The organism is Ferroglobus sp. (genome assembly GCF_015521575.1).
In the GTDB taxonomy this organism is placed as follows: Archaea; Halobacteriota; Archaeoglobi; order Archaeoglobales; family Archaeoglobaceae; genus Ferroglobus.
The window spans coordinates 1-6,391 of the sequence record NZ_WANY01000181.1; the positions used below are offsets into that span (position 1 = coordinate 1).

General features: G+C 44.1%; 6 protein-coding genes. 5 read left to right on the plus strand and 1 reads right to left on the minus strand.

All coding sequences use genetic code 11. The annotated features are described in order from the left end of the window. On the minus strand, window positions 1–873 hold an 873-nt coding region (locus tag F7C14_RS07290), incomplete at its 3' end, for an energy-coupling factor ABC transporter permease (RefSeq protein ID WP_290901404.1). A gap of 154 nt (window positions 874–1,027) precedes the next feature. Here F7C14_RS07290 and F7C14_RS07295 point away from each other — a divergent pair. The 5 genes from F7C14_RS07295 to F7C14_RS07315 form a co-directional block, all read left to right on the plus strand. Further along, complete coding sequence (locus F7C14_RS07295) at window positions 1,028–1,690, plus strand: PAS domain-containing protein (protein WP_290901406.1); 663 nt, start codon at window positions 1,028–1,030, stop codon at window positions 1,688–1,690. 41 nt (window positions 1,691–1,731) lie between these two features. Further along, entirely contained in the window at window positions 1,732–2,697 is a 966-nt protein-coding gene (locus F7C14_RS07300) for an iron chelate uptake ABC transporter family permease subunit (protein WP_290901408.1), read from the plus strand. A gap of 1 nt (window position 2,698) precedes the next feature. Then, entirely contained in the window at window positions 2,699–3,919 is a 1,221-nt protein-coding gene (locus tag F7C14_RS07305) for an ABC transporter ATP-binding protein (RefSeq protein ID WP_290901410.1), read from the plus strand. Next, entirely contained in the window at window positions 3,894–4,472 is a 579-nt protein-coding gene (locus F7C14_RS07310) for an adenosylcobinamide amidohydrolase (RefSeq protein ID WP_290901412.1), read from the plus strand. The genes F7C14_RS07305 and F7C14_RS07310 overlap by 26 nt, the downstream gene beginning before the upstream one ends. 129 nt (window positions 4,473–4,601) lie before the next feature. Then, a partial coding sequence (locus F7C14_RS07315) for a PQQ-binding-like beta-propeller repeat protein (RefSeq protein ID WP_290901414.1) occupies window positions 4,602–6,391 on the plus strand: 1,790 nt, incomplete at its 3' end.

Genomic DNA, 6,391 nt, shown 5'->3' on the forward strand with positions numbered 1-6,391 from the left:
ATGCTTCTCTCTATTAGCTCGTGCAAGGGCAACACCTATCGCAAGAATTAAAGCGACGCCGATCGCTCCGGTGATAAGCGCTCCGAAGTAGTCGTTAATTCCAGGAACTGTGTAGTCAGGAAATATCCCGCTCCACAGGCTATTCTCGTTCAATCCGAGCTTTTCTGCCGCAACCTCCAACGGCTCTGTATAATTGACCAATTCAGCCAGATATGCGAAGAGAGGTGCTAAAACTATCATCACGGCTATTAGCGCCAGAGCAGCCTTGCTCGGAGCTTGAGCCTTGACTTCAGCTCTCGTCGATATGTAGCTTATCACAGCAGCGGTGATGATTCCCTCTATTATCCCAAGAACTCCGTGCCAGATGAACATTACCGAGGCTGCCTCGATGACTCCGTACTTGAAAGCCGAAGACAAGCCTATCTCAACTCCAGCCATAGTAGCGGCTAAAGTTATCCCGAACCACCCGGCTAAGAAGCTTGCAAGTTGTTCGCTGCGATTTCTAAAGATCGAGTAAACGTAGTACCCGACGAAAACGTTCACGATTGCCATGTTCCACAGATTCGCTCCCAAAGCTGTAATTCCTCCATCTCCAAAAACGAGCGTCTGTATTATCAAGACCAAGCTCATCGCTATGCTGCCAGCGTAGGGTCCGAGTAAAATCCCGGCTAAAGCTCCGCCGACAAAGTGAGCTGAAGTACCTCCGGGTATTGGCCAGTTAAGCATCTGAGCAGCGAAAATCGCTGCTGCAACAACTCCGAGTGTGGCTGGATTTATCTCTGCTTTTCTGAAAGCGTATATCAACACCGCAAAGCTGAGTAAGTAGAATAGGGCTGCAAGATTCAAGTCGAGGAAACCGTCGGGGATGTGCATAGATAACTTCTTACTCTCCTGTATTAAAAATTTTCCCGTTTAGTATCACTACATCTGAAGTAAAGTTAAATCGATAACAAATGAGAATATGGTAAGTTATGGTATGCACAGCCGCATAAAAAATAAAAATCTTTCCGGATGAACTTAGTCTAACATGCTTTCGGAACTTGAGAGGAAGATCATAGATACGCTGAGCAGGATAGGAGAAGCTGACGTAAAAAAAGTGAAAGAAGTTCTATCAAAGGACAACGGTAAGATTCCGTACACTACAATAGCTTCAACGCTCGAAAGGCTCTACAGGAAAGGATTTGTTAAAAGAAAGGAAGTCAAATCCAGGGGCAGACTTGGAAAGAAATACGTCTACTACATTGAAAAAAGCTTGGAAGACCTATTTGCTGAAAAAATTCTTGAAAACTTCATAAAAATCTTCGGAGAGTACGAAATTCATCACATCGAAGATAAGATAGACAGATCATACGTTTACGGAGTTCAGGAAAGCTTGATTTTCGTAGATAGAAACGATAGAGTCGTTTTCTTTTTCACAGCCACAGGGAAAAAAATAGAGGGGATAGTTGGAAAAAGCGTTTACGAATTTCATCCCGAGGAGGTAAAAGGCTTCGTCCGGCAAATACTCGAAGATTTCAAATCGGGAAAAAGAAACAAGTTTGAGAGGGAGGTAATAAAGGGAGAATACGTTTTCAAAAAGCACTACTTCCCGATAAGGGACAGTAACGGAGAGTACTTAGGAACTCTAATAATCACGAGACTGCTTGAAGAAAAGAAGGTGCCGAGTCTGCCAATTGAAGACCTCGTTTAGTTTCAAGAAAGCTTTAATAAACTTTAACATTTCTTGACATTGTGAAAAGGCTTATAGCTTCGCTAACAGCTCTAAACATTCTTGTGGCATTACTATGTCTTATTGTCGGTAGTTCCGGAGTTTTCGGCGTTGACGTTTTCCTCAGAGTTGTTTCCGGAGTTGCTAAGGAAAGTGATGTCAGCATTTTCTTCGGTGTAAGGCTTCCGAGGCTTATACTCGCGATGATCGTTGGAGCATCTCTTTCGGCATCTGGCTGTGCGATGCAAGCTTTATTTAGAAATCCACTCGCTGAGCCGTACGTTCTTGGAGTTGCGAGTGGTGCAAGTGTTGGTGCTGCGATAGTTTACGTCTTGGGAATAGCAACTATGAGCAACATCCTAATCTCAGCCTTCGTTTTCGCCCTTTTAACATCCTTCACAGTGTACAAACTCGGAAGCTTGGCGAGATTTAGAGATCAGAACTATGCGATTTTGCTCGCGGGAATAGCCATAGCAACTACCCTTTCAGGTTTAACTTCGCTGCTCATCTACTTCTCAGCTCAAAGTATGCACAAAGTTGTTTTCTGGATTATGGGCAGTCTTTCAAATCCAAGGTGGGAGGAGGTGTACTTCTCATTACCAATAGCCTTTTTTGGAATTCTCTTCCTCCTACTCAACAGCTGGAACTTTAACGCTCTTTTACTCGGAGAGGAGCATGCGATGGCTGTCGGATTGAACGTTGAGAACTTCAGAAGATATTTGATAGGAACAGTCTCTCTCTTAACCGCTTCGGCAGTTGCAGTGAGCGGAGTTATCGGGTTCGTGGGGATAATAGTACCCCACACAATGAGGTTGATGGTTGGAGAGGACTACAGAAAGCTTCTTCCAGCAACAATACTCTTCTCAACGATTTTCATGCCGTTAGTTGATCTCGCCTCAAGAATATCGACGGCTGGTGAGATTCCAGTCGGAGCGTTAACGGCACTTCTCGGAGGACCTTTCTTCTTGTATCTCCTCTGGAGGAGATAGGATGAAGCTGAAAGTTGAGAATGTAACTGTGAAAATCGAAAGCAAGGAAATCCTGAAGGACGTAACCTTGGAGGTCGAAAGCGGAGAAATAGTGGCTTTGCTCGGTCCAAACGGTAGTGGAAAAAGCACTTTGCTTAGGACGATCTTCGGAATACTCAAGCCCGTGAAAGGAGTAGTTTTCTTCGACGGAAAGAGAATCGATAAAATCGAAGTGATTTCCAAGAATGTAGCTTATCTCCCGCAGGAGTCCTCCGATACGAATCTCACGGTTCTTGATGTCGTTCTTCTTGGAAGGACTCCCCATTTATCTGGATTTAAGCTCCCAAAAAGCTACGATTTGGAGATTTCGAAAAAAGCTCTTGAGGAAGTTGGAATGATTGAATTCGCCGGAAGAAAATTTTCAGAACTGAGCGGGGGTGAAAAGCAGAAGGTTTTGCTTGCGAGAGTTTTTGCTCAGCAACCAAAACTCATGTTGTTAGATGAACCGACTGCTCATCTCGACATATCGGCTCAGATAGAGATCATGGAAATCGTGAGAAGGAAAGTCAACTCAGGCTGTTCGGCTTTGGTGGCTATGCATGATATAAACCTTGCTTCAATGTTCTCCGACAAGATTATCATGGTGAAGAATGGAAAAGTCGTTTACGTTGGAGAAGCTGAGGAGGTTTTAACTGAAGAGTCGATAAGAGAAGTTTACGGAGCCGATGTAAGAATAAAAAAAGTCGGTAGATCCGTTTACGTGATTCCGAAGACGAGAGTAAAGAAGAACGGTAAAATCGTTCATATCATTTGTGGAGGGGGGAGCGGGAGAGATTTGATATATTTGCTTTCGGAGGAAGGCTACAGCATTTCTGCTGGAGTTCTCAACGTTCTCGACTCGGATTGGGAAGCGGTAATTGACGTTGGCGGAGAATTTGTCGAGGAAGCTCCTTTCTCACCGATAAGCGAGGAAGCTCATGAAAAGAATCTGGAGCTCATCGAAAAAGCTGATGTGGTGGTTCTTTCAAATTTGGTCGTCGGTAAAGGAAACATCAAGAATTTGATCGCTGCAAAAATAGCTGCCGAGCTTGGAAAGCTGATTGTAGTTGAAAAAACTCGATTTAAGTCGAGAAACTTTTTTGGAAAGCAAGCTGAGAAAATTTACGAGGAAATAGTAAAAAGAGCCAGAGTGGTCGGATCCGAAAGGGAGGCGCTCTATGAAATACGTAAGGTACTGGGTTGAGGAGGATACGCTAATAGTCGAGGGCAAATTTTTTGGAGTCAGCACCGGGCTTTTAGGCGGATGGAAAAAGGTTAGATACGCTTTTAACCACAAGGTGGGAGAAGAATTCTACTCCTCGGATCCGGCAGATTACTTGAGGAATGTTGCAAAAAAACTTGGATTGAAATCGTACTTCGGATTGCTGACAGCGGTTCCCATGGAGAACTTGAGCGTTGAAAGAAAGGATGATGTGACGGTTTTCGTAACAGCTGGAGTGAACAATCCGAACGAAAAAATAGGGACGATTAACGTTATAGCAGCAATAGATGCGAGAATGAGCAGATCCGCCTTGCTCAACTCGATAATAACGATCACCGAGGCTAAGAGTAAAGCTCTACTTGAGAGCGGATACCGCTTTACCGGAACGAACACGGATGCGGTGATAGTGTTATCGACCCAAAGAGGAAAGTACTACCGATTTTCGGGACCAGCAAGCGATCTCGGAAACAAAATTTGGAATTGCGTGTGCGAAGGAGTTAAAAAGAGCTTAAAAAAGTGGGACGACTTTGAGTGAGAAACTCGTAGTGTTTAAAACACCCTAACGTGCTAACTTAAAATTTCTTGTTAACTAATCAAACAAAATGGATAACATTTAAATAGCCGCGAGCCTATTTACTCAAAAAAATTTGAGTAGGTGTCAAAAATGTCGAAGTTGAGGGTGTGTGTTATCACTGCTTTAATGTTATTGGTGATTGCATCCACCGCCTCTGCAACAACGTTTCATGGAGATGCAGCGAGGACTGGTAACTTCACATCTCACGGACCAAAAACTAACGAAATTCTCTGGAAAACTAACATCACGGGATTGATAGGCTCATCTCCCGTTGTTTGGCAGGGTAAGGTTTACGTTGTAAACTGGTATGGTTGGGGGAATTGGAGTCCCGGGCTTTACTGCATCGACGCAGAAACCGGAAAAATACTGTGGAGAAACAATAACATAACGGGAGCATCCACTCCTGCCATTTACAACGGAATTCTTATCGTTGGTTCTCTTTCCGGAAAGTTATATGCGGTAAATGCAACGACCGGAGAGATAATTTGGGAAAAAACCCTTGAGAAAAATCCGGAATGGTGGGGGTTAGCGAGTTCACCCCTAATATACAACGGAACGATATATGTAGTTACTTTTTCCGACGGAACTCTTCACGCTCTTGATTTCAGTGGAAGGGAGCTCTGGAACATCAGTACCGGAAATAGGGTGGGAACATATTCCTCCCCATCAGCTTACAACGGAATTATATTCTTCGCTGGAAATATGACAAGCAACGAACTTTATGCGGTAAACGAAAGTGGAAAGGTTCTGTGGACGTTTAAAGTGGATAGCATGATAGTAAACACGCCATCGATAGGCTACGGCAAGGTTTTCTTTGCAACCAAAAATAGGCTCTATGCGGTTTACATTAACGGAACGGAAGCTTGGAATGTTTCATTTAACGGAACAATTTCAACAGCTGCACTGGCTTATGGAAAGGTGTACATAGGTTCGGCGGAGGGTAAGCTTTACTGCATGAATGCATCGAGTGGAGAAGTGGAGTGGGTTTTCGAGGCAAACGGGAAAATAGATAGTTCCCCGGCTGTTGCTGATGGGATAGTTTACTTTGCAACGAACACTCCAAACGGAACGGTATATGCGGTTTACGCCGAAAACGGAACGCTTCTATGGAAATACACTCTTATTCCTCCAGAAGGTAAGTACTACAACATAATGTCCTCACCATTCATTTACAACGGAAAACTTTACATCGGAGCCGATAACGGTTATGTTTACGCTTTTGGTCGTAACCCAGTAATCTGGGAAGGAACGGTAATGCTCTCCCCGGGGAAAGTTAAGGTGGGATTAAAAGATGGTAGCGTTAGTGAGGTGGATGGGCTTTCAGCCTTGGCAGCTCTCTGGATGGCGTCAAAAATTGGAAACTTCAGCGTGACGATAGCGAACACCTCCTGGGGTCTTTACGTGGAAAGTATAGCTGGCATCTCTCCTGAAGGTTTGAGCGGGTGGATGTACTGGGTGAACTTTCCAGAAGAAAACATTCCGAGCGTTGGTGCAGCTGATTACATTCTTGAAAACGGGGATACGCTGATCTTCTATTACGGCAGCTACGATCCTCAAACTTGGGAGCCGAGCAAACCCAACGAGTCCTCATATCTTGTAATAATCCATGTGGCTGTTAGTAACGTCGTATGGGAAGGCGAAGTAACGCTGTATCCAGAAAAACTCAGAATAACTTTAAAAGACGAAAATGAAACGGAGATAAATGGATTGTCCGCCTTAGCAGCTTTGTTGAAAGCTTCGGAAGTTGGAAGATTTAACGTCAGCATTTTGAACACGAGTTGGGGTCTTTACGTTGAGAGTATCGCAGACATACCTCCAAATGGAACGTTTTACTGGCTTTACTGGGTGAACTATCCAGAAGAGAGTTTTCCGTCGGTAGG